The 26,296-nt window shown below is 37.0% G+C and carries 23 protein-coding genes; 10 read left to right on the forward strand and 13 right to left on the reverse strand.

Going from position 1 to position 26,296, the window contains the following annotated elements; all coding sequences use genetic code 11:
- Positions 1–69: 69 nt before the first annotated feature.
- The 4 genes from DYE19_RS06505 (at position 70) to DYE19_RS06520 (ending at position 4,924) form a co-directional block, all read left to right on the forward strand.
- Positions 70–1,053 (forward strand): MBL fold metallo-hydrolase, encoded by a 984-nt coding sequence (locus DYE19_RS06505; protein ID WP_115323029.1) that lies wholly within the window; start codon positions 70–72, stop codon positions 1,051–1,053.
- A 119-nt stretch (positions 1,054–1,172) separates the two neighbouring features.
- On the forward strand, positions 1,173–2,000 hold the full coding sequence (locus DYE19_RS06510; RefSeq protein ID WP_049216233.1) for a class II glutamine amidotransferase: 828 nt from the start codon (positions 1,173–1,175) through the stop codon (positions 1,998–2,000).
- A 255-nt stretch (positions 2,001–2,255) separates the two neighbouring features.
- On the forward strand, positions 2,256–3,497 hold the full coding sequence (locus DYE19_RS06515) for a serine/threonine transporter (protein WP_115323030.1): 1,242 nt from the start codon (positions 2,256–2,258) through the stop codon (positions 3,495–3,497).
- Between the two features lie 62 nt (positions 3,498–3,559).
- Positions 3,560–4,924 carry an L-serine ammonia-lyase gene (locus tag DYE19_RS06520; RefSeq protein ID WP_115323031.1) on the forward strand — a complete coding sequence of 455 codons (1,365 nt, stop codon included), beginning with the start codon at positions 3,560–3,562 and terminating at the stop codon, positions 4,922–4,924.
- A gap of 36 nt (positions 4,925–4,960) precedes the next feature.
- On the opposite strand, the gene DYE19_RS06525 is transcribed toward DYE19_RS06520, so the two are convergent.
- Both DYE19_RS06525 and dnaE read right to left on the reverse strand, forming a co-directional pair.
- Positions 4,961–5,524, reverse strand: a complete 564-nt coding sequence (locus tag DYE19_RS06525) for a DUF1287 domain-containing protein (protein ID WP_049216297.1) — start codon at positions 5,522–5,524, stop codon at positions 4,961–4,963.
- Complete coding sequence (gene dnaE / locus DYE19_RS06530) at positions 5,524–9,000, reverse strand: DNA polymerase III subunit alpha (RefSeq protein WP_115323032.1); 3,477 nt, start codon at positions 8,998–9,000, stop codon at positions 5,524–5,526. The genes DYE19_RS06525 and dnaE overlap by 1 nt, the downstream gene beginning before the upstream one ends.
- A gap of 102 nt (positions 9,001–9,102) precedes the next feature.
- Between dnaE and DYE19_RS06535 the strand changes: the two genes are divergently transcribed.
- Positions 9,103–9,669 carry a GNAT family N-acetyltransferase gene (locus DYE19_RS06535; RefSeq protein ID WP_255313119.1) on the forward strand — a complete coding sequence of 189 codons (567 nt, stop codon included), beginning with the start codon at positions 9,103–9,105 and terminating at the stop codon, positions 9,667–9,669.
- Positions 9,670–9,775: 106 nt separating this feature from the next.
- On the opposite strand, the gene DYE19_RS06540 is transcribed toward DYE19_RS06535, so the two are convergent.
- From DYE19_RS06540 to DYE19_RS06590, 11 genes are all read right to left on the reverse strand, one after another.
- Positions 9,776–11,230, reverse strand: coding sequence for a catalase (locus DYE19_RS06540; protein ID WP_049216238.1), 1,455 nt, complete (start codon positions 11,228–11,230; stop codon positions 9,776–9,778).
- A 184-nt stretch (positions 11,231–11,414) separates the two neighbouring features.
- The gene (locus tag DYE19_RS06545; RefSeq protein ID WP_115323033.1) at positions 11,415–12,620 is read right to left on the reverse strand and encodes a BaiN/RdsA family NAD(P)/FAD-dependent oxidoreductase; all 1,206 of its coding nucleotides are present in this window, start codon (positions 12,618–12,620) and stop codon (positions 11,415–11,417) included.
- Positions 12,621–12,747: 127 nt separating this feature from the next.
- The gene (locus tag DYE19_RS06550) at positions 12,748–13,584 is read right to left on the reverse strand and encodes a tetratricopeptide repeat protein (RefSeq protein WP_115323034.1); all 837 of its coding nucleotides are present in this window, start codon (positions 13,582–13,584) and stop codon (positions 12,748–12,750) included.
- Positions 13,581–14,075: a heme lyase NrfEFG subunit NrfF gene (gene nrfF / locus DYE19_RS06555; protein ID WP_115323035.1), complete on the reverse strand. Its 495-nt coding sequence runs from the start codon at positions 14,073–14,075 to the stop codon at positions 13,581–13,583. Before nrfF ends, DYE19_RS06550 begins: the two co-directional genes overlap by 4 nt.
- Positions 14,075–14,602 carry a DsbE family thiol:disulfide interchange protein gene (locus DYE19_RS06560; RefSeq protein ID WP_115323588.1) on the reverse strand — a complete coding sequence of 176 codons (528 nt, stop codon included), beginning with the start codon at positions 14,600–14,602 and terminating at the stop codon, positions 14,075–14,077. The genes nrfF and DYE19_RS06560 overlap by 1 nt, the downstream gene beginning before the upstream one ends.
- 45 nt (positions 14,603–14,647) lie before the next feature.
- Positions 14,648–16,552, reverse strand: coding sequence for a heme lyase NrfEFG subunit NrfE (nrfE, locus tag DYE19_RS06565; RefSeq protein WP_115323036.1), 1,905 nt, complete (start codon positions 16,550–16,552; stop codon positions 14,648–14,650).
- A 107-nt stretch (positions 16,553–16,659) separates the two neighbouring features.
- Positions 16,660–17,619, reverse strand: a complete 960-nt coding sequence (gene nrfD / locus DYE19_RS06570; RefSeq protein WP_115323037.1) for a cytochrome c nitrite reductase subunit NrfD — start codon at positions 17,617–17,619, stop codon at positions 16,660–16,662.
- Complete coding sequence (gene nrfC, locus DYE19_RS06575; RefSeq protein WP_115323038.1) at positions 17,616–18,296, reverse strand: cytochrome c nitrite reductase Fe-S protein; 681 nt, start codon at positions 18,294–18,296, stop codon at positions 17,616–17,618. The genes nrfD and nrfC overlap by 4 nt, the downstream gene beginning before the upstream one ends.
- Positions 18,293–18,940, reverse strand: coding sequence for a cytochrome c nitrite reductase pentaheme subunit (gene nrfB / locus DYE19_RS06580; RefSeq protein WP_115323039.1), 648 nt, complete (start codon positions 18,938–18,940; stop codon positions 18,293–18,295). The genes nrfC and nrfB overlap by 4 nt, the downstream gene beginning before the upstream one ends.
- Before the next feature lie 90 nt (positions 18,941–19,030).
- On the reverse strand, positions 19,031–20,491 hold the full coding sequence (gene nrfA, locus DYE19_RS06585) for an ammonia-forming nitrite reductase cytochrome c552 subunit (protein ID WP_049216246.1): 1,461 nt from the start codon (positions 20,489–20,491) through the stop codon (positions 19,031–19,033).
- Between the two features lie 479 nt (positions 20,492–20,970).
- Entirely contained in the window at positions 20,971–21,441 is a 471-nt protein-coding gene (locus DYE19_RS06590) for a surface-adhesin E family protein (protein ID WP_115323040.1), read from the reverse strand.
- A 232-nt stretch (positions 21,442–21,673) separates the two neighbouring features.
- Here DYE19_RS06590 and purM point away from each other — a divergent pair, with 232 nt between their 5' ends.
- The 5 genes from purM (at position 21,674) to hda (ending at position 26,264) form a co-directional block, all read left to right on the forward strand.
- On the forward strand, positions 21,674–22,711 hold the full coding sequence (gene purM / locus DYE19_RS06595; protein WP_115323041.1) for a phosphoribosylformylglycinamidine cyclo-ligase: 1,038 nt from the start codon (positions 21,674–21,676) through the stop codon (positions 22,709–22,711).
- Positions 22,711–23,352, forward strand: a complete 642-nt coding sequence (gene purN / locus DYE19_RS06600; RefSeq protein WP_115323042.1) for a phosphoribosylglycinamide formyltransferase — start codon at positions 22,711–22,713, stop codon at positions 23,350–23,352. The genes purM and purN overlap by 1 nt, the downstream gene beginning before the upstream one ends.
- A 149-nt stretch (positions 23,353–23,501) precedes the next feature.
- Positions 23,502–24,128 carry a uracil phosphoribosyltransferase gene (upp, locus tag DYE19_RS06605; protein WP_049216250.1) on the forward strand — a complete coding sequence of 209 codons (627 nt, stop codon included), beginning with the start codon at positions 23,502–23,504 and terminating at the stop codon, positions 24,126–24,128.
- 94 nt (positions 24,129–24,222) lie between these two features.
- Positions 24,223–25,479 (forward strand): nucleobase:cation symporter-2 family protein, encoded by a 1,257-nt coding sequence (locus tag DYE19_RS06610; RefSeq protein WP_115323043.1) that lies wholly within the window; start codon positions 24,223–24,225, stop codon positions 25,477–25,479.
- Between the two features lie 83 nt (positions 25,480–25,562).
- Entirely contained in the window at positions 25,563–26,264 is a 702-nt protein-coding gene (gene hda, locus DYE19_RS06615) for a DnaA regulatory inactivator Hda (protein WP_218017982.1), read from the forward strand.
- Positions 26,265–26,296 lie beyond the last annotated feature (32 nt).

Here is a 26,296-nt window from a genome sequence, read left to right on the forward strand (position 1 = left end):
CATTTCTCATAAAAGTTTTGTATAATATTTCTCCTCAATTAAAAATGAATTATATTTAGGTGAAACAACATGATGTACTATTGGAAAAAAGCGATTTCACTTTTCTTATTAGTGTGTGCTTTTACTGCACAGGGAACAAGTTGCACAAATTCGAATTTAGATGTTGTAATTTTAGGCTCAGGTGGACCTGAAATCGCACTTTTCAGATCAAGCCAACCACTACAGCCCCGAGCTTCAGCAAGTTATTTACTACGTGAAAATGGTCAAGCAAAGTTTATCATTGATCTGGGTTCAGGCGCATTACAACGTTTTGCGCAAACCAACGCAAAAATAGAGGATTTACAAGCTATTTTAGTCACTCATTTTCATGTTGATCATATTAACGATCTACCTACACTTATTAAATCGTCTTTTTTTTCTGAACGAAAACAAGATCTCCTCATTTACGGTCCAACAGGCAATGAATTTATTCCAGATACAGTGGATTTTCTCAGTCGCCTATTAGGTGAAAAAGGAGCCTATGCTTATCTTGCTGACTTTCTAACTGGTGAGGAAAGCTATCAAATCATACCTACTTCGGTCGATGCCAATAAGCAACAACCAACCATTTTTCATACGACTATTGATGGATTTGATATTAAAGCAGTGGGGACTGAACATGGGCTACTCCCTGCACTTGCATGGCGGATTGAAAAAGCAGGTTGTTCAGTTGTTTTTTCAGGTGATACAAGTAATCTAGGTCGTACTTTAGATCTGATTACAAAAGATGCCGATTTGTTTATTGCACACAATGCGATACCCGAAACAAGTCAAGACAATGTGGCACAAAAACTTCATATGCGTCCATCTGAAATTGCTCGAATCGCACATAATAGTAATATAAAAAATCTCGTACTTAGCCATTTAATGCGACGTACTGAACAGGTCAAAACACAGACAGAACAAGTAATTAAATCTCAATTTCAAGGTAATATCACTTTTGCAAATGATTGTGACATTTATTCAATTAAAACAGGCAATAAAATCGGCGAATGTACCAACTTAAATCTGTAATTAGTTCACTATAGCTTATAACTTTTTTATCTAATTTCTTTTTATTTTTTATATTGAAAATTTTTAGATTATAGTGTTAAATCTGTGCAAATTATAAGGTTATTTTAGATATTGTTTTTATGTGTCAATTATTAGGAATGAATTGTAATACACCCACGGATATTGTTTTTTCTTTTGAGGGGTTTCGTCGTAGAGCAGGCTTAACAGATTGTCATTCTGATGGATTTGGCATCGCATTTTTTGAAGGGAAAGGAGTACGTGTTTTTCGCGATAATAATGCGGCACACTCTTCTCCTATCGCAGATTGCGTTAAACAATATCATATTAAATCACTCAATGTTATTGCCCATATTCGTAAAGCTACACAAGGCGAAGTTAATATTGAAAATACACATCCTTTTATCCGTGAGTTATGGGGACAAAACTGGGTATTTGCACATAATGGTAACTTAACTACAAAATTTGATTTAAACAATTCATTATACCAACCTATTGGTAGTACAGATTCTGAGGCGGCTTTTTGTTACATGGTAAGTGAATTAAAAACTCGTTTTAAAATCAAGCCTACAGAAGATGAGTTATTTGATGCGTTACAACAAATCACACATACTATTTCGACAGGCGGTACGTTCAATTTTATCTTATCTAATGGTGAGTGGATGATTGCACATTGTTCAACAAATCTCCATTACCTGACTCGAAAAGCACCCTTTGGTAAAGCCCAACGTGTTGATGATGATGGGATTATTGATTTCAATGACTATGCTAAAGAAGGCGATCTTGTCACGATTATCACGACTTTCCCACTGACTAAAGACGAAACCTGGACAAAAATGGAATATGGTGGTTTTGTCTTCTTCAAACAAGGGGAAAAAATTGCTGAAATTATTGGTGTCAAAAGGGAAGCTATTGATGATGGCACTTTAGGTTTAGCAAAATGTGCTTAAAATTAAAGGCTGAATAAATGATAAATCACTATTCAACCTCATATTCCATAGAGAAATATACTGTTTAAATTAAATTTTACATTATTTATCTATTATTTTTTAAGCAAACAGCATATAAAAAAACGATCTAAATCATATTTTCTCCATTTAACGCATCTCTCCTTTTGAATTTATTATTCAATCTCTTTACTATATATCACTCTACTCACTAACAAGTCCTTACTGGTTATTTTCCTATTTTCTATGGAGTTGTATATGACAAAGAAGTCTGATGTAAAATGGAACAAATTTAATCTCCTTTGGGCACTCAATTTATTTGGTACAGCAGTTGGCGCGGGAGTCTTATTTCTCCCAATTAATGCTGGTCAAAGTGGCTTTTGGCCCCTTATTATCATAGCACTTATTGTTGGACCTATGACTTACTTTGCGCACTTGGGGCTGACACGTTTCATCCTTTGCTCCTCAAAAAAGGGAAGTAATATAACTGAGGTTGTAGAAGAATATTTTGGTAAATCAGCAGGAAAACTCATCACTTTTCTCTATTTTTTAGCAATTTTCCCAATATTATTAATCTATGGTAACGGTATTACAAATACAGTAGATACTTTTCTTGTTCACCAAATGGCTGTTATGCCGCCTAACCGAGCATTACTTTCTCTTATTCTGATTGCCTCATTAATTGGAGTCATGCTACTGAGCGAGAAAACTATGCTTAAAATTACAGAGTTTCTTGTTTATCCACTTGTATTTATTTTGTTTGCTTTATCAATATATCTTATACCGAAATGGAATATAGCGATGATAACTGAATTACCAACATTGAATCAGTGTCTCAGTACATTATGGATTACATTACCTGTATTAGTGTTTTCTTTTAATCATTCACCAGCAATTTCTTCTTTTACTCAATCTCAACAACGCCAATACAATCATCCTGACACGACAGAAAAACATGCCAGCCATACATTAAAGTTGGCCTCAACACTATTACTTATTTTTGTTATGTTTTTTGTATTTAGCTGTGTATTAAGTTTAACGCCTACTGAACTTAGTCAAGCTAAAAACCAAAATATTAGTATCCTATCTTTTCTCGCAAACAAATTTCATAACCCTTATATTTCCTACTTAGGTCCACTAGTCGCATTTCTTGCTATTACAAGTTCCTTCTTTGGGCATTATTTGGGTGCAAAAGAGGGCTTAATCGGCTTAATACAAAAGATCATGCCGCATAAACATCTAAGCCACAAAAAATTAAATTATCTAACCGCACTTTTCTTCTTTCTCACGCTATGGAGCGTTACCATTCTAAATCCTAGTATATTAGGGTTAATCGAATCTTTTGGTGGTCCTGTAATTGCAACAATCTTATTTATTATGCCGATGTATGCAATACGTAAAATCAATGCTATGCAACGTTATCGAGGTCATTTATCTAATGTATTTATTACAATTCTTGGATTGTTTACTATTTCAGCAATCATTTATAAACTATTTTAAAATTTGTAAATCCGTGTAGAATACACGCCCTCTTTTTTTAATTAATAAAAATATAGTATATTATGATTAGTGTTTTTGATATATTTAAAATTGGCATCGGCCCCTCAAGCTCACATACCGTAGGACCAATGAAAGCTGGTAAGCAATTTATTGATGACTTAATCAATAGAAATCAATTGGAGCAAATTGCTAAAATTCAAGTGGATGTCTATGGTGCATTATCCATGACTGGACATGGGCATAACACAGATATTGCAATCATTATGGGGCTTGCAGGTTATTTACCTCATAATATTGATACTAATTTAATTCCCACTTTTATTTCTACTCTCAAACAAACCGAACTTCTCTCCATCGCTGAAAATCAAAAAGTCGTACAATTTAATATGGATGAAGATTTAATCTTCCACCAAACTTTTCTCCCCTTGCATGAAAATGGCATGCGTATTACTGCATTTTCTCAATACAATACGATGCTATACCAGCAGACCTATTACTCTATTGGGGGAGGTTTTATTGTGAATGAAGAAAGCTTTAATAAACCTAAAAATCATGACTACTCAATTCCGTTCCCCTATCATAATGCCGCTGATATGCTAAAACATTGCGATGATAACGGATTCACTCTCTCTAGTGCGGTGATGAGAAATGAAATTGCTATACATGGTCAAGAAGCGTTATCTCACCATTTACAACAAATTTGGCAAAGCATGAAATCTTGTATTGAACGTGGATTAACAACCGAAGGATTACTACCAGGTCCATTAAAAGTACCACGTAGAGCAGCTGGTTTATATCGTATGCTAAAATCAAATAGTAGTTTATCTAACGATCCAATGGGTGTTATTGACTGGGTTAATATGTATGCTCTAGCAGTGAATGAAGAAAACGCGGCAGGCGGGCAAGTAGTTACTGCTCCAACTAATGGTGCTTGTGGCATTGTCCCTGCGGTCTTGGCTTATTATGAAAAATTTATTGCGGATATTACACCTGAAATTACAGAGCGCTATTTACTAACTTGTGGCTTCATAGGCTCTCTCTATAAAATGAATGCATCTATTTCTGGCGCAGAAGTTGGTTGTCAAGGCGAAGTAGGAGTGGCCTGCTCCATGGCAGCAGCTGGATTAACCGAAATTCTAGGAGGAAGTCCAGAACAGGTATGTATTGCAGCTGAAATCGCTATGGAACATAATCTTGGTTTAACTTGTGATCCAGTAGGTGGGCAAGTACAAGTACCTTGTATTGAACGCAATGCTATCGCGGCTGTAAAAGCAATTAATGCAAGCCGTATGGCGCTCCGTCGCACCACTAGTCCTAGAGTTACATTGGATAAAGTAATCGAAACTATGTATGAAACAGGTAAAGATATGAATGTAAAATATCGTGAAACATCACAAGGTGGATTAGCCATTAAAGTCATTTGTTAGTTTAAATCGAGACTTAATATGAGGTCCTATTAATTATTAATAACGATAATGCGCGATTATTTTATACTTAAATAAAATATCTTCTTCTTGGGTTCCTTGACCAATATTATGAATAATCAATGGAATACCCTCTTTGCTCTTTTTATCTGACACTATACCAATATGAGGTAGATTACGAGGTAAACGCCATGTGACAATATCACCTGCTTTAAAAGAGGATAAATCTGTCAAAGAAAGTGACCTAGCATGCCGCTTAAAAAAAGTCTCCAAATTAGGTACACGGCGGTGATCTATATTTGTGTCTGTTGCTTTAAGCCCCCAAATTTTGGGATAGTTTGCCCAAGCTTTCTTCATATCTTGATGAACTAATTTTTGTAAATCAACTTTTTGCTGACGGTAAGCACGAATAACAACATCCGTACATACACCAGTATGTATCGGCACATCACCCATTGGAAAATCGATCTTACGGTAAGCGGGATCATAACCAACTGTGATATTAATTTGCTTACGTGCATCATTGACTAACTGATGAAAATCAGTCGCAAAACTTACAATAGGAAACAATAAAATAGCATAACTAATTAAAGCTTTTTTCATCATTTAAATTCCAATTCCACTGCACTTTCACCTAGATTTTTTGCCAATTCAGCTAATAATTCATCCGTTGGATTGACTGACCATTGCACTCCCATTTTGAGACGGCATTGCCCCTGAGGGCTATCATAATAAATATTAATAGGTAATGTGCCACCACTATAAGGCGTTAACATTGTTTTAAATTCACGGATAAATATAGGGGTGATTTTTTCATGTGATAAATATATCGCAAGCCCTTTCGCATAACGGCTACGAGCTTCATCCAATGTCATCAACTCACGCACTGCCATTTTTAATCCACCAGAAAACTCATCAAAGCTCACTTGCCCAGATACAACCACAACCGTATCTTTTTGCAATTTATCCCCAAATTTTTCTAATGCATCAGCAAATAAAGTAATATCTAAACGTCCCGAACGATCATCTAAGGTAGCAATACCTAAACGGTTCCCTTTTTTAGTCACCGCAAATCGTGACGCAACCACTAAACCAGTTGCAGTGCTGATTTGACCACGATAATTAGGCACTAAATCTTTCAAACGTGTCGCACTATAATGAGAAAGTTCTTTCAAATATCGACTGACAGGATGACTACTGAGGTATAGACCTAAAGTTTCTCTCTCACCATCTAAGATAACTTTTTCAGGCCAAGGTGGTGTGCTCGCATAAGCTTTTTCTACATCCTCATAACTTTCTGTTAAAACTCCAAACATATCAGTTTGACCGATTGCAGCATCTTTAGCATGTTGATCAGAAGCTTTTAAAGCGTCTTCAAGATTCTTTGATAATGCAGCACGATGAGGACCTAATTTATCAAATGCACCTGACAAAATTAGGCTTTCAAAAGTCCGACGGTTAATTTTCTTCAAATCAACCCGTGCACATAAGTCAAATAGATCTTTAAAAATACCGCCTTGGTTACGAGCATGAATTAACGCCTCAATTGGACCTTCTCCCACACCTTTAATTGCTCCAATTCCATATACAATTTCACCTTGTTCATTCACACTAAAATGATGCTTACCAGTATTAATATCAGGTGGAGAAACTGTTAATCCCATACGTATACATTCATCATACAAACCAACAATTTTATCAGTATTATCCATTTCCGAAGTCATTACTGCTGCCATAAATTCAGCTGGATAATGAGTCTTCAGCCAAAGCGTTTGGTAAGAAACTAACGCATAAGCTGCCGAATGAGATTTGTTAAAGCCATAACCTGCAAACTTTTCTACTAAGTCAAAAATCTTCATCGCAAGGTCACCATCAATTCCTTTCTGAATAGCGCCTTGTTCAAAAATTTCTCGTTGTGCAGCCATTTCCTCTGGTTTTTTCTTACCCATAGCACGACGTAATAAATCCGCACCACCTAATGTATAGCCTGCTAGCTCCTGTGCAATTTGCATGACTTGTTCTTGGTATACGATAACCCCATAAGTTGGCTCTAAAATTGGTTTTAAACTTTCATGTTGATAATCCTTATCAGGATAAGCAACTACTTCATCACCATGTTTACGATCAATAAAGTTTTGTACCATCCCTGACTCTAAAGGACCAGGCCGGAATAGTGCAACTAGTGCAATAATATCTTCAAAACAGTCGGGTTGCAGACGCTTAATCAAGTCTTTCATCCCCCGTGACTCTAACTGGAATACTGCTGTAGTTTCTGCACGCTTTAATAACTCAAAGGAATCTGGATCATCTAGCGGAATTGTTGCAATATCAACAGCAGGTTTACCTTCTTTTGCTAAACGGGTATTGATCATATCTAATGCCCATTTAATGATCGTTAATGTACGTAACCCTAAGAAATCAAACTTTACTAAGCCCGCATATTCCACATCATTTTTATCAAAATGTGTTACTGGATGCTTACCTTCGGAATCACAATATAAAGGCGAAAAATCAGTAATTAAGCTTGGGGAAATAACAACACCACCAGCATGTTTACCTGCATTTCGAGTAACTCCTTCCAACTTACGCGCCATATCAATTAGAGCTTTCACTTCTTCATCAGAATCATAAATTGCTTGTAACTGAGGCTCCACTACAAATGCTTTAGCAAGCGTCATGCCAGGATCCGGTGGAATGAGTTTAGAAATACGGTCAACGAAGCCATAAGGATGTCCTAAGACACGACCAACATCTCGGATGACGGCTTTTGCAGCCATCGTACCAAAAGTAATAATTTGCGAGACCGCACCTCGTCCATACGTTTCCGCGACATGCTCAATCACACGGTCACGCCCATCCATACAAAAATCAACATCAAAGTCGGGCATAGATACACGTTCTGGATTTAAAAAGCGCTCAAAAAGCAAGTCAAATTCTAACGGATCAAGGTCAGTGATTTTCAATGCATAAGCAACGAGTGAACCTGCACCAGAACCACGTCCTGGTCCTACAGGAATGTCATTATCTTTCGACCATTGAATAAACTCCATCACGATCAGGAAATAGCCAGGGAAACCCATTTGATTAATCACGTCTAGTTCAACTTGTAAACGCTCATCATATTCTGACCGCCTTTCTAACCGCACTTTTTCATCAGGAAATAATACTTTTAAGCGCTCTTCTAGCCCTTCTTTCGATTTCTTGACTAAGAAATCCTCTGTAGAGAGATCACCTGTTGGAAATTGTGGTAAAAAATATTCTCCTAAGCGTATGGTGACATTACAACGTTGTGCAATTAGCAGTGTGTTCTCTAAAGCAGAAGGTATATCCGCAAATAAATCACACATTTCCTGCTCTGAACGAAAATATTGCTGTTCGGTATAAAGTTTTGGGCGTTTAGGATCATCAAGAGTATAGCTATCATGAATCGCAACACGAATCTCATGTGCTTCAAAATCATCTGAATGTAAAAAAACAACGTCATTTGTTGCGACAACAGGGATAGAATGGGATTGTGCTAAGTTTAACGCAAGCTTGACATAACGTTCTTCATCATGACGCCCAGTGCGGCTCAAGCTCAGATAAAAATGGTCTGTGAAATATTTTTGATAAAAAGCAACCGCACTTTCTAGATCTGCTTGATTATCTTTCAATAATTTTTTACCTACATCGCCCTGATGTCCACCAGACAAGACGATAATGCCCTCACGATGTTCAATTAACCAATCTTGATCAATATAAGGTAAATCTTGGTAACCACGCTCATAGGCTTTAGAGAGTAATAATGTAATGTTTTTATAACCTTCATTATTTTTTGCTAATAAAGTCAGTTCAAAGCGCTCATCCCCTAAAAGATCACTTTTAACTAACACATCAGCACCAATGATAGGTTTAACCCCCGAAGACAGCGCTTCGCCATAAAAACGCACTAGACCACAAAAATTGGTAAAGTCAGTCAACCCCATTGCCACCATATTATTTTCCACACAGGCTTTAATTAATGGTTTGACTTTAGCTATTCCATTAATCATTGAAAAATCACTGTGAACACGCAGATGAACAAAACGGGGTTGTGACATAAAAAAGCATCCTTGAAGTGCATAAACTCAGGCAAAAAGTGCGGTCTATTTTAGCGAGATTTTATCAACTGTACAAATTTGGCTAGAGTAAAAGAAGTCTTTATGCTAAGTTATAAACAGTCAAAAGTAGAGAAATATATGCAACGTTTAACCTTAATCCAACCCAATTTAACGCATAAAAATCAAATTCTAAATTATCAACAAGCCTATCAAGCTGCTGATCTTGTATTGCATGGCGCAAGTCAACTACAGCAGTTTTCAGCAAAAAATTTTGCTGATTGGTTGGACTATATCCAAGCACCTGCTGGCACTCATCTTTTCGGTTATGAAAAAAAAGTAAAGGATAGCTCCTATCTTGCATGGCATAATAACGAAAATCGCATGATTGGCATGATTAATATCCGACATGAATTACCCCCCCATCTTTTACAATATGGTGGTCACATTGGCTACTCTATCCATCCACAAGAATGGCGAAAAGGCTATGCGACAGAAATGCTCGCTCTCGCGTTAGAAAAAACAGATGAGCTTGGGATCAAAGAAGTGATGATTTCATGTGATAAAGACAATATTGCCTCAAGTAGAGTCATTATTAAAAATAATGGTGTGCTAGAAAACGAAATCAGACTTGATGGTAAAATAATTCAACGTTATTGGATTAAACGTTGATAGGTATATTTGGGTCAGGAAAAATTATGTTTATATAAGACTGTTTTTTCTCATAAAAAAGGCTTGAGTTTCCTCAAGCCAAAATCATAAAGTTCTTATCAAAATACTATTTTGCTAAATTCGCACGAATTGCATTTGCTAACTCAACACTGACTTTCTCAAAATGTGCTAATTGTTTTTCAACAATTTCACTATCAGTTACTGCAGATAAACCTGCTGCAAGGTTTGCTGCTATACGTGCTTTTTGATCTGCATCGAATAGGTTATAAAGTGCTGCTGGCTGTGTATAATAATCTTCATCATAACCACGGAAATCAAAATGCGCTGCTGAACGTTCTAATTCTAATGCTGGCTCTTGTTGGTGAGTCGGTATATAAGTATTAAAACGGTTTGGTGCATAGTTAGGATGTGTACCACCATTGTTATCTACACGCATTGCACCATCACGATGTGTTGTGTGATATGGGCATTTTGGTGCATTTACAGGAATTTGATGATGGTTAACACCTAAACGGTAACGTTGCGCATCTTGGTATGAGAATAAACGCCCCTGTAACATACGATCTGGAGAGAAACCAATTCCCGGAACGATGTTAGAAGGTGCAAACGCCGCCTGTTCAACTTCTGCGAAGTAGTTAATTGGGTTTTGATTTAATTCTAGTACACCAACATCAATCATAGGGTAATCTTTATGTGGCCACACTTTTGTTAAGTCAAACGCATAGTTATGTTTGTGCGCATCTGCTTCTGGCATAATTTGCACCTGCACATTCCAACGAGGGAACTCACCTCGCTCAATTGCTTCATAAAGATCTTTTTGGCTCGATTCACGATCTTCACCCACAACCTTAGCCGCTTCTTCATTAGTATAGAATTTGTGACCTTGTTGTGTTTTGAAATGGAATTTCACCCAAAAACGTTCATTTTGTGCATTGATAAAACTATAAGTATGGCTACCGTATCCATTCATGTGACGTAAATCACTTGGAATACCACGATCACTAAAAAGAATCATAACTTGGTGTAATGATTCTGGATGACGTGACCAGAAATCCCATGCTGCATTTGCATCACGCATATTAGTTTGCGGATTACGTTTTTGTGTATGAATAAAATCAGGGAATTTCAATGGATCACGGATAAAGAATACTGGAGTATTATTACCGACTAAATCCCAGTTACCTTGTTCTGTATAGAATTTTAATGCAAAACCACGTACATCACGCTCAGCATCAGCTGCACCACGTTCACCTGCCACAGTTGAAAAACGTAATAAAACTTGTGTTTCTTTACCAACATGACTAAATAAATCTGCTTTCGTATATTTAGTAATATCATGTGTTACTTTGAATGTACCATAAGCAGCAGAACCTTTTGCATGAACAACACGCTCAGGAATACGCTCACGTGCAAAGTGTGCTAATTTTTCTTGATACCAAACATCTTGTAAAAGTAATGGGCCTTTGGCACCTGCTGACATTGTATTATCGTTATCAACAACAGGAACACCAGCTGCGTTAGTTAAAGTCGCTGAACCATGATCAAATGGACATTTAGACATAATATAACTCCTTATAATTTTAGATTGTGAGTAGAAGTACAACGGATTACAAAATAATAAAGGGACTTCTCTTCATCCTTTAAATTTTGATGGCATTATATCGACTTACCTTTTGAACTCAATCTATCAATTCAATTGAAATCAGCTATTAAAAAACTAAAATTAATTAAAGATTTCTATTGAATTAAGCATCAGACAACGCTATTGCACAAGCGTAAGCTGAGCTCCAAGCCCATTGAAAGTTATAACCACCTAACCATCCTGTCACATCAAGCACTTCTCCAATAAAATAGAGCCCTTTGACTTGATGACACTCCATGGTTTTAGAGGAAATTTGCTGAGTATCGATCCCTCCCATTGTGACCTCCGCGGTTCGATAGCCTTCAGTGCCATTTGGGATGAATTGCCAATGATGAATGAAATCTTCAAGCTGTTGTAAGCTTATTTTATTCATATCAGCAATCACTTGATCCTGAATCAGTTGCTGCTCCAACCATAACTCAATCAACTTCTTTGGTAACACTTTTACTAAAGCATTTTTAAGCTGCAATTTTGGTGAAGTAACACGCAATTGTTGTAAAAACTCTCGAATATTCTGATAAGGCAACAAATCAATTTCTATTGCTTCATTGGGGTGCCAGTAATTGGAAATTTGTAGAATAGCGGGACCAGAAAGACCACGATGTGTAAATAACATATTGTTAGTAAAAGATTTACCACATTTTGCTGTGGCAGTAATAGGGAGAGCAATGCCTGAAAGAGCGGTATAAAATTTATCATTTTCACGCCAAGTAAAGGGCACAAGGCTGGCTCGTGGTGCAATAACTGACAGTCCAAATTGTTCCGCAATATGATAACCAAATGGCGAAGCGCCAAGTCCTGGCATTGATAATCCTCCTGAGGCAATCACTAATGAGTGACAATACCAGTTTTGCCCATTTGCTATGAGTTTAAAGCGAGCTTTATCAGGATCTGCGAGTTGTTCAACATGTGTAATCTGTTGACGTAATTGAATCTTAACTTGATTTTTGTTACATTCTGTCTCCAGCATTTCAACAATCTTTTCTGAACCTTCATCAGTAAATAATTGCCCTAACTCTTTCTCATGGTAAGCAATACCGTATTCCACAACCATTGCAATAAAATCCCATTGAGTATAACGGGCTAGTGCAGATTTAACGAAATGTGGGTTTTGAGAAAGATAATGTTGTGGTGTGACATCAAGATTAGTGAAGTTACAAAAACCACCGCCAGACATCAAAATTTTACGCCCGATTTTTTTCCCATTATCTAAAAGAGTGACCTGTTTACCGAGTTTAGCACTTTGAGCGGCACAGAATAAACCTGCCGCACCTGCACCAGTAATGATAATTTCTGAATAGTTGTCCATGTTGTTGAGTACAATTAAAATATTGCCTATAGTTGTTTAGAGAACTAAATACGCATAAGTGAAATATAGATGCGCTGATTTTTTAAGCTTAGCCTGATTATCTATAATAACCAGTGAATATATTGCGTTATTTTGACTGCTGTAACAGCTCAGCCATCTGAATACGTTGGATCAAGGTTTTACGATCTAAATTTGAACGCTCTGAGTCTAACATTTTTTGCCAGATTTTTGCGGCTTGTTGATAGTTTTTTTCTACAAATGCGTTTGTTGCGATCAAAGATAAGCTCGCGGTATCTAGTGGATCTTGATTTAATGCCTGTTGCAATAACTCTTGAATTGGTAAAGTAATCTGTTGATTTGACTGGTAATAAATCGCAGTAGCAATTGCACCTAAAATATACGGCTGAGAGCCGATTAGTTGTTCCGCATTTCGATAGGCAATTAACGCATGCCCAAACTCATTATTCTCCATATAAGCTTGCCCTAAAGCGAACCAATTCTCTGCATGATTTGGATCTTGACGTAATTTCTGTTGAATTTGTAGGATTTTATCTTCATTTTGTTGTGACATTGCTTGTTCCATCAAACGCATCTGTTGCTGTAAAAATGCTTGTTCCCCTTGTTGTACTGCTTGATAACGATCAAGAGAAAAATAATACAATGCAGGTAATAGCAATAAACATAGTACAATCAATAACATCGCCTTAGTGAAAAACATGTTTGACTTGTGTACAGATAATTGTTCAAAGCGCAGTCGATTTTGCAACAGTTTTTCATCATCTAATAGACGCTCTGCAAACTCTTGAGCTAATTCTTGGCTTGGATTCATTGACATTTGTTCGCGATACAAAGCGACATTTTTCTGCTGGCGATAATTACATTGCCAATCTTTCCATTTTGCGAAAGGCAAACTACTTACCACAATAATAATCACCGCAAAAATCAATAATCCCCACCACATCATTTTTCTTTTCCTGTTTGCTCGACTTGTTTCAACAATTGTTGTAATGCTTTCTGTTGTTCGATCGCCAATTCTATTGTTTCCTTTTCTCTTTCACTTATCGCACGACGATGTATAGACCTTAACATCAACAGGATAGCCAAAAGTAACAATGTAAATGGTAATCCCCATAAAATAAGCGTTGTCCATTGAAATGGTGGCTTATACAACACAAAATGACCAAACCTTGTGGTCATATTATCAATAATTTGCTGATTCGTTTGCCCTTCATCCACCATTTTATACACTTCAATACGTAAGTCATGAGCAATCGGTGAATTTGACTCAACTAAGTTTTGGTTTTGGCATTGCGGGCAACGTAATGATTTAGCTAACTCAACAGCACGCACACGATCTTCGCTACTTTTAAATACATAAGTATCCACTATGTTTGCTTGGACAAACGTAACCATAAACAAGAGAAAACTCCCCCAAAACCAACCGCACTTTTTCATTATTTTGCCTCTAGTTTATGCAATTCTGGTACAAACCATTGCTGCCATACTTGTGGATTTAATGGCCCAGAGTATCGATAGCGAACAATGCCATATTGATCAATTAAATAGGTTTCGGGCGCACCATCTACACCTAAACTTAACGCCAGCTCACCTTTACTATCATTAATCGTTAAGATAAAAGGATTGCCCATTTGAGTTAACATCGCTACAGCATGTGGGGCTCGATCACGGTAATTTAACCCAACAATCTTGATAGACTTAGCTAGCTCCATTAAAAAGGGGTGTTCTTGCTTACAATAACTACACCAACTCCCCCACACATTTAATAAAAAGGTGCCATGAGGTAAATCTTTATTCGTTAAAACTTGTTCCGTTTTTAATAAATTTGTTTGATAAAATTCAGGTATAGGCTTACCAATCAAGGCAGATACAATTTTTTTCGGATCTTGCTGTAAACCGATAAATAGTAATAAGCAAACCGCTAAAATGACAAAAAGAGGTGAAAATAAAAGGAGCCTTTTCATATTACTATGTTGCATAAGATTTTTCTTGCTTAGCATGTCTTTAGTCTATATGTGTTTTGAGCGCCATAACGCCAATGTTGCGAATAAAGCGCCTAGTGCCATTAAGATACCGCCAAACCATAGCCAGCGAATAAAGGGCTTATATTGTAAGCGAAAAGTGAACTCCCCTTCACCTAGCTTATCTCCCATGACAATATACACATCACCAAACCAGCCCCATTCAATACCGACTTCACTCATATTCATAGTGCGTACATCATAATAGCGTCGTTCTGGATAAATCGTTGCGTATCTTTGCTGGTTTTTATAAACCAAAAATTCAGCTTTTTCACTAGTATAATTAGGACCAATTTCATTTTTAAAACCAAGGTAATGAAATTGATATTCGCCCAGTTGTTGCCGTTGATTTGGTGCAAGACGCACACCAATTTCACTACTATAATAACTACTCATAATAGCGCCTATCGCGGTGATAGCCACACCTAAATGCGCGATTACCATTGCTAATTGTCGTAAAGACAGCTTATACCAACTCGTCCAAACTGTCGCAAATAACAACCATATACTTAAACTTAATAAAATATAAGCAGTCAGATTAAAATGCAGTCCTTCATCAGCTTGAACATATTGCTTAATCATGAAATAAGCAATAAATAAAGCGGGTATCAATAATAAACTACGTTTCAATAAAGCAGGTCGATAATAAGTTTTCCAGCGTAATGATAAAACAGCGATCATCGCAAGTATGATAATAATAAATAGTGGTAAAAAGATCGTATTAAAATAAGGTGCCCCAACTGAAATTGATCCCCACTGAAAAGCAGTAAATAAGATGGGATAAAAAGTGCCAAGAAATACGCTTAATGTTGCAATAGTCAGCAAAATATTCAGTAATAGAATGGCGTTTTCTTTTGAAATTAGGCCAAAACGCACCGCACTTTGTTTTAAATTTACGCGTAATGCAAATAAAGTCAATGCACTGACTGTCAGTAAAAAGAATAATATAAGTAAAGCAATTCCACGTTCACTATCAACAGCAAAGGCATGTACTGAAGTCAAAACACCAGAACGCACAATGAATGTACCAAGTAAGCTGAATGAGAAGGCGAGTAAAGAAAATAAAATAGTCCAATAGTTAAAAATACCGCGCTGTTCAGTAATAGAAAGGCTATGTAATAAGGCTAATCCTAATAACCAAGGCATTAACGATGCGTTTTCTACAGGATCCCAAAACCACCAGCCTCCCCAGCCTAATTCGTAATATGCCCACCATGAACCTAATACAATGCCTAAAGTAAGAAATAACCAAGAAACGAGCACCCAAGGTCGCATCATACGAGCTAACGCGGCATCTAAGTGTCCACTTAATAATGCGGAAATCGTAATCGCAAAATTAACCGCGAAACCTACATAGCCTAAATACAATAAGGGTGGATGAAAAATTAACCCAACGTCCTGCAACATGGGATTAAGATCACGTCCTTCCAAAGCTTGTGGAAAAACACGCTCAAATGGATTAGAGAAAAAGAGAATAAAGCAACAAAAACCTAAACAAATCAAGCCCAAAACGGACAAAGTACGTGCTGAAATAAAAGGGTCCAACTTTCGGCTAGCAAAAGCAAACAGCATTGTCCAAAGCGTTAAGGCAAACAGCCAAAATAACATGGAGCCTTCATGTCCTCCCCATGTTGCTGATAGCTTAAAAAACAGCGGTAATTGGGAGTTAGAATGATGAGCAACGTATTGCACAGAAAAGTCATCTACCGCAAATGAATAAACTAAACTGACTAAAGCAATCGCAGTGAAAATCCCAAGTAAATAACTCAAATTCCATGCCAAACTAATCCTAGTTGGCTTAGCTTGAAAAATACCGATATGTGGCACTATTGCGAGCAATAATGCCGTAAAAGTAGCAATAATCAGTGCATAAAAACCAAGTTCAGGGATCATATATTCAGCTCATGACTCTAGAGAAATGAAATATTAAGTCAATAAATTAAAAAGGCGAACCCCATGTAGCGCAAGGGAATCCGCCCTTATTACTCATTCTGGCGACATTATGCTAATGTCATTTGACCTGCGTAGAGAATAAAGAAGCGCAAACATAGCACGCCGATTAATCCTAAGCAAGAAACCAGTAGCATAAAGCCTTTATTATGTTTTAAGTTATCCGTTGCCACTACATTAAGGAAAAGTGGTAATACTAAACCAATCCCGACAACACCAAACCAAAATACATTTGCCCAGAAACCACCTAAAAGAGCGGTCTCAAATGCAACAGTTTTCTGCCCACCACCTAAATATAAACCAATAAAGAAGGCAGCAAGTAAGAAGATTTCAATATAAATCACAGGCAGTTCAACCTTATGTAAGAAGGCGAGTGATTTAGAATGCGTTTCTTCTTTAGTAAAAAGTAAACTACAGAAAATCAAGGCAGCAATACCAGACGAAGTACCAGATGCTAAAAATAAAATTGGTAACACGGGGTTATTCAGCATTGGATAACTTATTAAAGCAGATAATAAAAAGCCAGTATAAGCCCCCAACAGTACAGATAATAGGATTAAAATAATCTCTATTAAATCTGTAAACTTCGCTACAATCGCAATAAGTGTATTCACAAACACCAAAGGCTTAGCATATTTCTCAATTAAATTTGCCACTAACTTATGGAAAATAATAGCTAGCCAAATAATTAAGAACAGCATATATACTTGGAATAACATGACTCCCATCGACATAATGGATGTTGTGCTGTAATTAAACATCAGATACCAGAATGTCCAAGGTTTAGTTAGGTGGAAAATTAAAATCACTAAACCAACAATAATACTCAATGGCGCCAGCCAAGCTGTACAGCGAATAACATTGTTTTCGGCAGGGTCTTGTCCGACGAGTATCACTCGTTTTAACAGCACTGCTAACATTGTTGCCCCTGCGGAGATCCCAAGCAAAAACAAATAAACTGCAATGGTATGATCCCATACTAAAGACGGGAAATGAAATGGACTGTTCATCGTCTGAGCTCCCCTCTTTTCGCAGGTACATGGTAAAGATTTGGATCCGTTCCCAACTCTACTTTTGTACGATAGACTTGTTTTTCTTTTACTTTTTGCACGATTTCACTGTTTGGATCATTCATATCTCCAAAAGTTAATGCCTTCGTCGGGCAAGACTCAACACAAGCAGGTTGTTTCCCTTGTGCAAGATTAGTATCACGGCAGAAATTACATTTATCTGCAGATTTATACACTGGATGAATGAAACGGACACGATATGGGCACACGGCAATACAATACTGACAGCCTACACATAAGTCTTTGTGCACATCGACAATGCCAGTTTCTGGATCAACAAAAGATGCGCCTGTTGGACATACATGAACACAAGGTGCATTACTACAATGTTGACAAGAATGGCGGAAAAACTCATATTCCGCATTTGGAAATTCGCCATAAGGTTTACTACGGATAATCTCCAAACGTGAAACACCCTCTGGAACTTGGTTTGTTTCGCGACAAGCATCCATACATGCAGTACAGCCAATACAAGCAGTTTCATCATGTAACATTGCATAACGAATTGGCTTTTTCTCATCGCTAATCTGGTGTCCCACTGATTTAATTGATGTTCCCGTCATGAGGATTAATGCTCCCATGCCAGAAACAAAGTTTCGGCGTGAGCAAACTGTCATTTTTTATCCTTTTGTTCGGTCGCATAAATATGTGGCGATTTTAACGCCTCTATACGTTTTTGCTGTTCACCATGGCAATCTACACAAAGTTTCACTTGTTCTTTTTGTGGGATGCCTGACATTTTATCATTAGCAGGATGTAAAGTATGGCAGCTTGCACAAGGCAATTTCATGGCATGTACATCATGTGCCCACAGTTTTTCCTGTAGTTTTTTGGGTTGGTGGCAAGCAAAGCACACTTGATTTTGTTCTTGTACAGTATACATTGGCTGTTTATCACCAAAAATATCACCATGAAAACGCATCACGTCTTTTGCTCCACGACGGTGATCTTCTGAAATATTACCGTGACAATTTACGCAAGTGATTGGTTTACCTGTATTAGGATTTTTTTCAGATAAGTGTGTTCCAAGGAATTTACCAAAGTGAAGATCTCCACCTGACTGACTATCATTTGCTTCTAATTTATGACACTTAGCACAATATTGGTTTGGATCACGTTGGTTTTCTAATTGTGGCTCATAAATGAGCGGACTAACTTCACTATTTTTAGCCGTGTCTGCATTTGCAACAGAAATAAAGCCTAGTGCAGCTAATCCAAGCACAATCGCTATTCCTTGTTTTAAAACGGAATTTAAGCTCATTTTTATTCCCTCAAAAGTAGTGTTAAAAGCACCGCACTTTATCTCATGCTTGCACATAAAAGTGCGGTCATTTTTTTACAAAATTTCTGTTTATTTCTCTGCTGGAAGTAAGCCCTTTTCACGTGCTTCTTTATCCCATTGAGGAACAACAGTTTTGAGGAATTCTGCTTTTGCTTTACGATCTTTCTCAATATCCACCCCCGTTGCTTTCCACGCATCTTCAGGAGTTGAAATATTAGGTAATACAATCGGCTCAGTAATACCGTGTTTCGCCAATACTCTCACTAATTGAGTTCTTGCATCTGCTGCACGATCTAAACCTGTGCCAAGTACTTTTAGTAACACATCAGGCGCATGAATATGACCGCCATGTCCTGCTGCAGAGTAGTCCCAACGCCACTGTGCATGACGAATAGATTGTAAAGCATCTTTCATTTCTTCTTTTGTTGCACCAGCTTCCCAAGCGGCTTTTGCTTCAAAATGTGCTGCAACAAGCTGATCTTCTAGACGTAACATCACATCTTTAATTTCTGCTTTACGTGATTTCACAATTTCTTTTAATTTTTCTTTACTTTGATCGTGGCAATTTGCACAAGTATGCTCAAATGCGTTAAATGGATTACCTATTTGGTGATCTGTGTATACTCTACCATCTGCAGCCTGTACTTTTGGCATATGGCAATCAATACAAGTGACCCCATTCTTTCCATGTACGCCTAACATCCATGTTTCATAATCTGGGTGCTGTGCCTTTAACATAGGGGCTTTTGATACAGCATGAGTCCAATCGACAAAACCAATATCATCATAATATTTTTCCATTGCATCTACTGTAACACCATTATCCCAAGGGAAAGTGACTTGTTTTAAATCGCCCGCAAAATAGTATTCTACATGACAGTTTGCACAAAGCGCGGCTCGTTGATCTGTTTTATCAGAAGTTTCAAATTTATGATCAATTTTTTCTAAGGCACGTAACACATATGGACGCGCAATACGCAGTGCTGGTTTGCCTTCTGCAAAGTCTTTTGATGTAGTGTCATGGCAATCAGCACAACCAATTGGATTCACAACTTCAGCACCCCCACTCGCCCAAGTAGCACCGAAATAACCCGCCTCACCACGCTCTGCAATCAAGCGCGGTACATCTGGACTTTTACATGCCCAACACGCCATTGGCATTGGGCCTGCATCAGGTGTCATAGGCGAACCTGTACGTAAAATATTGCGTACATCAGTAACAGCATAAAAGTGACCACGAGGTTTATTGTAATCTTTAGCAAAAGCATAACCCGCCCATAACACAACAACGCGTGGATCTTCATAATTCACCGAATCAAGATCAGTAGATTGAGCGGTATTAGCCCAACTTTCATATTGTTTTGGGAATTGTGATTTAAAGAGATCATTCCTAGATTCAATCTTCAAATTTGGATTTGCTGGCTCAACTGGCTGTGCAATTGGTTTATATTCAGCTATTGCGCTTGGCACAACTGATAAACCCAATGCAACTGAAATAGCAATGAGTAGGCTTTTTTTGAATGCGTTCACGATAATTACTCCATAAAACAGGTTTAACCTTAAGATGACTTGTGTCTACAAATACTCATAAAAATCATCAACCACCACAACATTGTTAATGAGAATTTTTATCATTAAAAACAACATGATAATTGATAAAAAAAGATCTAATTCAGGCTAAAAATAACAAATAACCATGAGATTTGCTTAGGTATTTGATGATTTATTGCTTTGGATCAAAAATTTTAATAAGAACAATTAGAAAGGAAAAATTTGTAGCATACATAATACCTCTAAATAGGTATGTGACAAATGTTAATCACAAGGAAAAACATGTTTCAGTAACATTTTTTCAAGAACAAATCAAAATAACTATTTAGAGGTATTTGTTTTTTTATGCTACATAAAAACAAAAAATCAATAAAATTATTTTTTATGGATAAAATTATATAAAATGCAGCCAGTGCTAGCTGCATTTCTTCTCTATTTTAGAATAGAAAACAAGTAATTTAGTGCTGATAAATACCAGTACAAACAACCTGTCCTAAAATTCGGTAAGGAGAATTTTTATACAATCTAGCTAACGATGTATTGTGAATGGTAATTGGTGATTTGGTACCATCTCCCCAAAATTCTGTATAATAAGCACTATTCACTAAAGTTAAGCCATGGCTTTCACAATTAACTAGAAAAACTTTGCGCAATGATTTCGCATATTGTAGAGGTTGTTCAGGATACGCATAAACACTCTGAGGAAGATTTTCGACTAAATCAAAAGAAACTAAATTCTCATTTCCTGGTACTTTCTTTACAGTATAAGTATCAATAAATTGATCTTCTTTTAAACGCACAAAACCAGATTTAACTAATGAAGGTAGCGTTAGATTTATATTTTCAGGTTGAATTTTTTCTTCTACTGGTCGTTGAGTACATGCACTGAAGCTCAAAATAGCAAAAATAATAAACAATAATTTCTTCATGATTCCCTCTTTGTTAAATCATTTCTGTTGAGAAAAAACACTTAGCAAAACATACTTTTCTTATTCTAACGAGAGAATCCTATCGACAAAAGCACTTTCTCTATTTTTAGAGTAATAGCAGTTAGTCGTTTCAACGCAAGAAAATTATAAACAACTATCGCAAACGTTTGCCTAAGCATGATACAATTCATTATATTCAATTTTATCGTCTCTTACTGTATAGGAAATCATCGTGAGCAAACAATCATTAAGTTATAAAGATGCGGGTGTGGATATTAATGCAGGTAATGCACTTGTTGAAAAAATTAAAGCTGATGTAAAGCGGACTACCCGTCCAGAAGTCATCGGTGGATTAGGCGGTTTTGGTGCACTTTGTGCTATACCAAATAACTATAAAGAACCGATTTTAGTATCAGGTACAGATGGTGTCGGTACTAAATTACGTTTAGCAATTGATTTAAATCGTCACGACAGCATTGGTATTGATCTCGTCGCAATGTGTGTTAATGACTTAGTTGTACAAGGTGCTGAACCACTCTTTTTCCTTGATTATTATGCGACAGGCAAATTAGATGTCGATGTCGCTGCAAGTGTTATTAAAGGGATTGCAAATGGTTGTGAACAGTCTGGCTGTGCCCTTGTCGGTGGTGAAACAGCAGAAATGCCAGGCATGTATCATAAAGGAGACTATGACTTAGCTGGATTTTGTGTCGGTGTAGTTGAAAAATCTGAGATTATTGATGGAACTAAAGTAACAGCAGGCGATGCTCTAATTGCTCTAGGCTCTAGCGGTCCACATTCTAACGGCTATTCTTTAATTCGTAAAGTAATAGAAGTAGCGGGTATTAATCCAGCTGAGGAGCAACTTGCAGGAAAATCCTTAGCCGATCAAGTGCTGGCACCAACTAAAATCTATGTAAAATCTATCTTAGAATTAATTAAACGAGTTGATGTTCACGCAATTTCACATTTAACAGGTGGCGGGTTCTGGGAAAATATTCCACGTGTACTGCCAAATAATGTCAAAGCAGTAATTAATGAGGCAAGCTGGCAATGGCAACCGATTTTTAAATGGCTCCAAGAAAAAGGCAATATTGATACACACGAAATGTATCGCACATTTAACTGTGGCGTAGGTATGATTATTGCGCTACCACAACAAGATGTTGAAACTGCGTTAACCCTATTAAAACAATCAGGTGAAAACGCTTGGCTAATCGGTCAAATTGAGCCTGCTGCCCAAGATGAAGCACAAGTGATTATTCGCTAATGAAGAAAATTGTTGTTTTAATTTCTGGTCAAGGTACTAATTTACAGGCATTAATTGATGCCTGTAAATCAGGCATGATTCCAGCACAAATTGTTTCAGTTATCAGTAATAAAGCTGATGCATTTGGCTTACAACGTGCTAAAAGTGCGGCAATACCGAGCAAAGTTTTTCTACGTCAAGAATTTGAAAGTAATCTAGCCATGGATCGCCAAATAGCCCACTATATTGAATCTGTCCAAGCAGATTTAATCGTTCTTGCGGGTTATATGAAAATTTTGAGTGCAGAATTTACTCAACGCTTTGCAGGACGAATTCTCAATATCCATCCTTCTCTATTACCTAAATATCCAGGATTACATACTTATCAACAAGCTTTAGATGCTGGTGAGCAGGAACATGGTACGACAGTGCATTTTGTCAATGAAGAAGTCGATGGCGGAACAATTATCCTGCAAGCTAAAGTACCTATTTTTGACAATGACTGCATTGCTGATATTGAAGAACGTGTAAAAGAGCAAGAACTACGCATCTATCCTTTAGTAGTAAAATGGTTTGTAGAAGATCGACTTTCATTAATCGATGGGAAGGCTTTTTTAGATAGTCAATGTTTACCAAAACAAGGCTATGCTACAGAGGAATAAAATAATGATGAAAAGTGCGGTCTGTATTCAGACCGTTTTTTATATCGAAAAAATCTAAAATTAGATCGTATAGTTACTATTAATTTTATTAATTCTGTTTTAAAATTTGACGATTTTGTTTTTAATTATTGTAAATAAAGGAGCATACAATGAAATTAGTACAAGTACAGCATCCTCTTGTGAAGCATAAACTTGGTTTAATGCGTTCTGCTGATATCAATACTAAAAAATTTCGTGAGTTAGCCACGGAAGTTGGTAGTTTACTCACTTATGAAGCAACCTCAGATTTAGAAACAGAAAAAGTCATTATTGATGGTTGGTGTGGTCCTGTTGAAATCGATCAAATAAAAGGTAAAAAAGTCACTGTTGTTCCTATTTTACGTGCAGGTCTAGGGATGATGGATGGTGTATTAGAGCATGTCCCGAGTGCACGTATTAGTGTAGTTGGAATGTATCGTGATGAACAAACCCTTGAGCCTGTTCCTTATTTCCAAAAATTAGCCAGTGATTTAGAAGAACGTTTAGCCATCGTTGTTGATCCAATGTTAGCAACTGGTGGTTCAATGATTGCCACGATTAATTTATTAAAAGAAAAAGGCTGTAAACATATTAAAGTCTTAGTTCTTGTTGCGGCACCAGAAGGTATAAAAGCCCTCGAAAATGCTCACCCTGATATCGAACTTTACACTGCCTCAATAGATAGTCATTTAAATGAACAGGGTTATATTATCCCAGGTCTAGGTGATGCAGGTGATAAAATTTTTGGTACCAAATAATTCAAATATAGCAGCATATCAAATGCTGCTTTTTTCCATGTAATTTACGTCGCTGTAAATTAAAAGTTAATTCAGACAGAGAGTTGAAACTTAAATGACAAATCAAAATCAAACAATTCAAGCAATAGAACAAAATCAAGCCAAACAAGCTTTCGTCGGTCTACAAATGCTTTTCGTCGCATTTGGTGCCCTTGTGTTAGTCCCACTTATTACGGGTTTAAATACGAATACTGCCTTATTAACAGCAGGCATAGGTACACTCCTCTTCCAATTTTGTACAGGTCGGCAGGTACCTATTTTTCTAGCGTCTTCTTTTGCCTTTATCGCACCTATCCAGTATGGCGTTGCTACTTGGGGTATCGCTACAACAATGGGGGGGTTAGTCTTTACAGGTATGGTGTATTTTGCCCTTAGTACATTAGTAAAATTAAAGGGGGCAGGTGCCTTACAACGCGTTTTCCCACCTGTAGTAGTAGGACCCGTCATCATCATCATTGGAATGGGATTAGCGCCTGTTGCAGTAGATATGGCATTGGGAAAAAATAGCCCCTATGAATATAATGATGCTGTTTTTGTATCAATGGCTACATTATTAACGACATTATGCGTAGCTGTTTTTGCTAAAGGCATTATGAAACTGATTCCAATTATGTTTGGTATCACAGTAGGTTACATGCTATGCCTCTTCCTAGGCTTAATCAATTTCCAACCCGTTCTCGATGCACCTTGGTTTAGTGTCCCTGAAATTACAACACCAGAATTCAAACTTGAAGCTATTTTATATTTATTACCAATTGCTATCGCACCTGCTGTTGAACATGTTGGTGGCATTATGGCAATTAGCTCTGTTACTGGCAAAGATTTCTTACAGAAACCAGGGCTACACCGCACGTTACTGGGTGATGGCGTCGCGACAAGTGCAGCTGCATTCTTAGGCGGTCCACCAAATACAACTTATGCGGAAGTCACTGGTGCGGTTATGTTAACCCGTAATTTTAATCCAAATATTATGACTTGGGCAGCTATTTGGGCAATTGCAATCTCATTCTGTGGTAAAGTTGGTGCCTTTTTATCAACTATCCCAACGATTGTAATGGGTGGAATTATGATGTTAGTATTTGGCTCCATCGCAGTAGTAGGAATGAGTACACTTATTCGTGGTAAAGTGGATGTCACTGAAGCACGCAATCTCTGTATTATCTCTGTCGTCATGACATTTGGCATTGGTGGTATGTTTGTAAACTTCGGAGAAGTGTCACTAAAAGGGATCAGCTTGTGTGCGGTTGTTGCAATCTTACTGAATTTAATTCTACCAAAAGCAAAAAACACCTTTACTGAAGATAATCAATAAATAAAATCTGGGTTAAGTCTTGCTTAACCCTTCCTTTTTCGTTTACTCTTAACATTCATTCTCCGCATTAAATAGGCTATTTTTTGTTAGATCATTTTCAGCTACCGCTACCTATTCATCAACTTGATGATGAAACTTTAGAAAATTTTTATCCCGACAATAATTTGTTGTTGCTCAATTCACTGCGTAAAAATTTTACACAACCAGAACAGCAATTTTTCTATATTTGGGGAGAGCAAGGTAGTGGTAAAAGCCATTTATTAAAGGCAATCACTAATGAATTTTTCATTCAACAGCGTCCTGCTATGTATGTGCCGTTAGAAAAATCACACTATTTCTCTCCTGCCGTACTCGAAAATCTAGAATATCAACAATTAGTTTGTCTAGATAATCTACATTCAGTTATAACAATACCTGAATGGGAACTCGCTATTTTTGATCTTTTTAATAGAATTAAAACCGTTGGTAAAACCATTTTAGTGATTAGTGCAAGCCAATCACCAACAGCACTCTGTGTAAATTTACCCGATCTGGCATCTCGTTTACGCTGGGGAGAAAGTTACCAACTTAATCCATTAAACGATCAACAAAAAATTCACGTTTTAAAACAAAATGCACACCAACGTGGCATTGATCTGTCCGATGAAGTAGCAAATTTTCTGCTTAAACGCCTAGAACGAGATATGCACACTTTATTTAATGCGTTAAAAAAACTAGACCATGCCTCTTTACAAGCAAAACGTAAGTTAACTATTCCCTTTGTGAAAGAAATTTTAAATTTATAAGAAAAGACCGCACTTTATACGGTCTTTAAAAG

This window comes from Pasteurella canis, assembly GCF_900454865.1.
GTDB classification, from domain to species: domain Bacteria; phylum Pseudomonadota; class Gammaproteobacteria; order Enterobacterales; family Pasteurellaceae; genus Pasteurella; species Pasteurella canis.

Excerpts from the sequence above, each read along its gene's own strand:
- DYE19_RS06505 (WP_115323029.1), top strand. The coding sequence starts at position 70 with ATGATGTACTATTGGAAAAAAGCGATTTCACTTTTCTTATTAGTGTGT.
- DYE19_RS06510 (WP_049216233.1), top strand. The coding sequence starts at position 1,173 with ATGTGTCAATTATTAGGAATGAATTGTAATACACCCACGGATATTGTT.
- DYE19_RS06515 (WP_115323030.1), top strand. The coding sequence starts at position 2,256 with ATGACAAAGAAGTCTGATGTAAAATGGAACAAATTTAATCTCCTTTGG.
- DYE19_RS06520 (WP_115323031.1), top strand. The coding sequence starts at position 3,560 with ATGATTAGTGTTTTTGATATATTTAAAATTGGCATCGGCCCCTCAAGC.
- DYE19_RS06525 (WP_049216297.1), bottom strand. The coding sequence starts at position 5,524 with ATGAAAAAAGCTTTAATTAGTTATGCTATTTTATTGTTTCCTATTGTA.
- dnaE (WP_115323032.1), bottom strand. The coding sequence starts at position 9,000 with ATGTCACAACCCCGTTTTGTTCATCTGCGTGTTCACAGTGATTTTTCA.
- DYE19_RS06535 (WP_255313119.1), top strand. The coding sequence starts at position 9,103 with ATGCTAAGTTATAAACAGTCAAAAGTAGAGAAATATATGCAACGTTTA.
- DYE19_RS06540 (WP_049216238.1), bottom strand. The coding sequence starts at position 11,230 with ATGTCTAAATGTCCATTTGATCATGGTTCAGCGACTTTAACTAACGCA.
- DYE19_RS06545 (WP_115323033.1), bottom strand. The coding sequence starts at position 12,620 with ATGGACAACTATTCAGAAATTATCATTACTGGTGCAGGTGCGGCAGGT.
- DYE19_RS06550 (WP_115323034.1), bottom strand. The coding sequence starts at position 13,584 with ATGATGTGGTGGGGATTATTGATTTTTGCGGTGATTATTATTGTGGTA.
- nrfF (WP_115323035.1), bottom strand. The coding sequence starts at position 14,075 with ATGAAAAAGTGCGGTTGGTTTTGGGGGAGTTTTCTCTTGTTTATGGTT.
- DYE19_RS06560 (WP_115323588.1), bottom strand. The coding sequence starts at position 14,602 with ATGAAAAGGCTCCTTTTATTTTCACCTCTTTTTGTCATTTTAGCGGTT.
- nrfE (WP_115323036.1), bottom strand. The coding sequence starts at position 16,552 with ATGATCCCTGAACTTGGTTTTTATGCACTGATTATTGCTACTTTTACG.
- nrfD (WP_115323037.1), bottom strand. The coding sequence starts at position 17,619 with ATGAACAGTCCATTTCATTTCCCGTCTTTAGTATGGGATCATACCATT.
- nrfC (WP_115323038.1), bottom strand. The coding sequence starts at position 18,296 with ATGACAGTTTGCTCACGCCGAAACTTTGTTTCTGGCATGGGAGCATTA.
- nrfB (WP_115323039.1), bottom strand. The coding sequence starts at position 18,940 with ATGAGCTTAAATTCCGTTTTAAAACAAGGAATAGCGATTGTGCTTGGA.
- DYE19_RS06590 (WP_115323040.1), bottom strand. The coding sequence starts at position 21,441 with ATGAAGAAATTATTGTTTATTATTTTTGCTATTTTGAGCTTCAGTGCA.
- purN (WP_115323042.1), top strand. The coding sequence starts at position 22,711 with ATGAAGAAAATTGTTGTTTTAATTTCTGGTCAAGGTACTAATTTACAG.
- upp (WP_049216250.1), top strand. The coding sequence starts at position 23,502 with ATGAAATTAGTACAAGTACAGCATCCTCTTGTGAAGCATAAACTTGGT.
- DYE19_RS06610 (WP_115323043.1), top strand. The coding sequence starts at position 24,223 with ATGACAAATCAAAATCAAACAATTCAAGCAATAGAACAAAATCAAGCC.